Origin of the sequence: Shewanella sp. 11B5 (genome assembly GCF_002836795.1) — a bacterium.
Lineage (GTDB): Bacteria > Pseudomonadota > Gammaproteobacteria > Enterobacterales > Shewanellaceae > Shewanella > Shewanella frigidimarina.
This window is the reverse complement of sequence record NZ_PJAP01000592.1, coordinates 1-3,974: the sequence shown is the minus strand read 5'-3', so window position 1 is coordinate 3,974 and position 3,974 is coordinate 1. Positions and strand designations below refer to the sequence as shown.

Annotated in this window: 4 protein-coding genes; 1 reads left to right on the top strand and 3 read right to left on the bottom strand. The window is 41.6% G+C overall.

Features of this window, described 5'->3' with window-relative positions:
* The 3 genes from CXF78_RS21640 to CXF78_RS13755 all read right to left on the bottom strand — a co-directional run.
* Positions 1 to 197, bottom strand: a 197-nt coding sequence (locus CXF78_RS21640; RefSeq protein ID WP_219622076.1) for a hypothetical protein, incomplete at its 3' end; no start/stop codon positions are given.
* Positions 198 to 335: 138 nt separating this feature from the next.
* The gene (locus CXF78_RS13760; RefSeq protein ID WP_102037119.1) at positions 336 to 1,238 is read right to left on the bottom strand and encodes a nuclease-related domain-containing protein; all 903 of its coding nucleotides are present in this window, start codon (positions 1,236 to 1,238) and stop codon (positions 336 to 338) included.
* 484 nt (positions 1,239 to 1,722) lie between these two features.
* Complete coding sequence (locus CXF78_RS13755; RefSeq protein WP_102037118.1) at positions 1,723 to 3,303, bottom strand: isocitrate lyase; 1,581 nt, start codon at positions 3,301 to 3,303, stop codon at positions 1,723 to 1,725.
* A 109-nt stretch (positions 3,304 to 3,412) separates the two neighbouring features.
* Between CXF78_RS13755 and CXF78_RS13750 the strand changes: the two genes are divergently transcribed.
* Positions 3,413 to 3,974: LysR family transcriptional regulator (locus tag CXF78_RS13750; RefSeq protein ID WP_145991453.1), on the top strand; the 562-nt coding region annotated here is incomplete at its 3' end.

Genomic DNA, 3,974 nt, shown 5'->3' with positions numbered 1-3,974 from the left:
CTATCTGGAAAAATCAGATCTTGCGTGTGACTGCTTGTCTCAATGTCTTTAAAGGTTTTCGCTAACGATGTTTTCAGAGTTCCGTTAGCCGCATATAACGAGTTAACTCCGGAGTTTGTTGCAGTTTTAGTAAAGTCTAGTTCTTTTGATAGTCGATTAATACCATAGCAGTTGGCTAGTTCTAGTTTTAACTTCATGAATTTTCCTTAGTGCACCAGTTCGTCAAGCTGCTTGGAATAAGTGGTTAGAGTTAAGATTATCTAACAACATCAATACGCTTTTTACCGTTAATTTTGTGTTTTAATAGTTGGGTAAATAAATTGCTTTGCGCTCCATCATTTCCCTACCTCACTCTTACTCAAACATCTCTGCGCCACTTGATACACAATAGCGTCGACTTGTTGTTGGCTGAGTGTTTGGGTTCGGACGGCTGGTATGGTTTTGATCAACTGCTTATGATTTAAGATGGGGAACGGTGGCCGAGTTTGGCTGGTGACGTACCAGCCGGGGAATACTAATACTGGGCTGGAGAACACTTGCTGGCCGGTAGCTTTGGTGAGCCATTGGCTGACCCAAGTGGCTTGTCGGGTTGCTTGTTCTATTGGCTTGGTTTCAGTCCACGATGGGAAGCATAAGCGGCCATCTTTATAAAATAGTTGGTAGTCTTTACCTTGGGTCGCGCTAGTCGATTTACTGTCGCGTTTGCGCTTGTGGCGGCCTTTGGTTTCGATGGCGAATACGCCATTTTTACCTATGGCTAAATGGTCGATGTTAAAGCCGTCGGCTTGTATGTCGTGAAACACTTGATAGCCCAAAGCTTGTAAGCCGATTAGCTCATTGGCAGTGGCGATTTCTGCGGTGTGGCCTAGGCGTAATTTGGTGAATTTGGAAAAGTTTTTCCACGTTTTATAACCGCAATAAGTTAATCCAATAATTGAGGTTATGGCAAATAGCCAAGGGAATTTACCGACGATAATATGTGCTTGAATGCTGTTAATGGCAAATGGCAGACACACAACCAATACGCCCATTAGCATACTGGCGATTAAATTGATTTGGAGGTCTTGTATCTCTTGCTGTAAGCCAAAAGCGGGAATTCGTTGAAGTTGTTCGCGATCGACGGGTAATTTAACAGTTCTGTCGCGATGTTTGAGCAATACAAACATCACCCCAAGGGTGACAAACATACTCGAAAGAAGAATGCCTACTGATAATAAACTGGAGATGAAGCTTGTCATTGTCGTCCTTGCGCGTGGTGTGACCTAAGTAATTGGTCGCAATTCTAAATCCATGAATCTGCTGGATTAATATACTCCGAGTTTGGCAATATTGTAAGTGGAAATTTTCATCAATCGTTAAGCGTCGCAATTGAGCGAAATGGGCTGTTGCTGTAGTCAAAAATATCATTGCAGAATAATGGTTTGTATCAGTGTGTATCTTAATGGGGTGCGGTAAAGGAAGCGCAGAGTCAGCTTCGTTAGTGAGTTAGCGACACAGTGACCAATTTACCCTAACGTTTATCCTAATGTGAAACATAAAAAGGCCTGCTTATTTTAAGCAGGCCTTTTTGGTTTAGTTTTCGCTGTTAGTCATGTTCACTTCAAAAACATCGCTTAAGCTAGTCACTATTTGGGTAAGTCACTTTCTACACAAGCAGTTTACAAAATCAGTCTATAAAACTGTTAATAAAAGCAGTTATAAAATCAGACTATAAAAGCGGTCTTAGAACTGGTTCATTGTGTTGTCTTTACCAGACGCTTTAAGCGCTTGGTCACCAGAGAAGTACTCTTTATGTGCATCACCCATATCTGAACCAGCCATGTTTTGATGTTTAACACAGGCGATACCTTGACGGATTTCCTTACGTTGAACATTGGCAACATAACCCAACATGCCTTGGTCACCGAAGTATTCTTTAGCCAAGTTATCGGTAGATAATGCTGCTGTATGGTAAGTCGGTAGTGTAATAAGGTGATGGAAAATACCTGCTTCACGGGCCGAGTCAGATTGGAAAGTACGAATTTTTTCATCAGCTTGGATAGCAAGCTCAGTGCCATCGTAATCAACACTCATTAATTGCGCGCGGTCGTAAGCTGAAACGTCTTGTCCTGCTTTTTGCATCGCATCAAATACTTGCTGACGGAAGTTAAGCGTCCAGTTAAACGATGGCGAGTTGTTATACACAAGCTTGGCATTAGGAACAACTTTACGGATTTCGTTAACCATGCCACCGATTTGAGATACATGAGGCTTTTCAGTTTCAATCCACAATAAATCAGCGCCATTTTGCAATGAGGTAATACAATCAAGTACACAACGTTCTTCACCCGTACCAGCACGGAACTTAAATAAGCCATTTGGTAGACGAGCCGGTTTCACCAGTTTGCCACCTTGCTTGAATACCACATCACCATTTTCAAGTTTTGCTGCATCAACGGCTTCAACTTCAAGGAAGCTATTGTATAAATCGCCTAGATCGCCAGCTTCTTTAGTGACAGCAATTTTTTGAGTTAAGCCTGCACCTAATGAATCGGTACGCGCAACAATCACACCGTCATCGATACCTAGCTCTAAAAATGCATAACGAACCGCATTAATTTTTGCTAAAAATTCAACATGTGGCACGGTGACTTTACCGTCTTGGTGGCCACACTGTTTTACATCTGACACTTGGTTTTCTAATTGAATACAACAAGCACCGGCTTCAATCATCTGTTTTGCCATTAAGTAAGTGGCTTCTTCGTTACCAAAACCGGCATCAATGTCGGCAATAATAGGTACAACGTGGGTTTCGAAGTTTTCAATTTTGTGTTGAATCGCAGCTTTATCTGACTCTTTGGCACTATCTAATTCGCGGAATAGACCACCTAGTTCACGAGCATCAGCTTGACGTAGGAAGGTGTATAACTCTTTAATCAACGCAGCAACAGAGGTTTTTTCATGCATAGATTGGTCTGGTAATGGACCAAACTCACTACGCAGTGCAGCTACCATCCAACCTGAAAGATATAGGTAACGACGCTTGGTGGTTAAAAGGTGTTTTTTAATCGAAATCATTTTTTGTTGGGCGATAAAACCATGCCAGCAACCTAAAGACTGAGTGTACTGCGATGAGTCCTTGTCGTAGTTGTCCATGTCTTCACGCATGATCTTGGCAGTGTACTTTGCGATGTCTAACCCAGTCTTAAAACGATTTTGTAGACGCATACGAGCGACTGACTCTGGGTTGATGGCATTCCATGCACTACCTTCCGAATTAATCAAGGTGGCAGCTTCATCGATATTATTTTTGTAGTGAGTCATGTGTTTATTCCTTAACAAATAGATTAGCGGCAATTGATTACGTTGAAAATAATAGCTAGATTTGGTTAAATAAACCTAATTTATGCTTACTATCTTCGGTATTCACCATATGAATGTATCTCGTATCGACTTGAACCTCCTTGTTTATTTAGATGTTTTACTACGTGAAAGAAATGTTACTAAAGCGGCAGACCAGCTTGGGATCAGCCAGCCTGCAATGAGTAACGGCCTAAAACGCTTACGAAACTTGTTTGATGATCCCTTACTTATTCGCACGAGTCAGGGCATGACACCGACCGAACGTGCAAATGAATTACAACCCATTATCAGTGAGCTGATTATTGGGCTGGAAAAAGCTGTACAACCGCGCGCCAATTTTGATCCACTAGAAAGTGATAAAGTCTTCCGTGTTATGGCAAGTGATTATGCTGAAGCGACATTAATTCCGCCGCTCATTGCTAAGCTTCGTACTCAAGCACCCAACATTATTTTAGATATCATGACCCCAAGTGATGTCAGTTTCCCTGATGTAGAACAAGGAAGAGTCGATATGGTGATCAACCGTTTTGACAGTATTCCGCAATCATTTCATCAAAAAATATTGTGGAGTGATGATTTTAGCTGCCTGATTAGTAAGGGTAATCCTGTTTTAAAGAAATTTTCTTTAGACA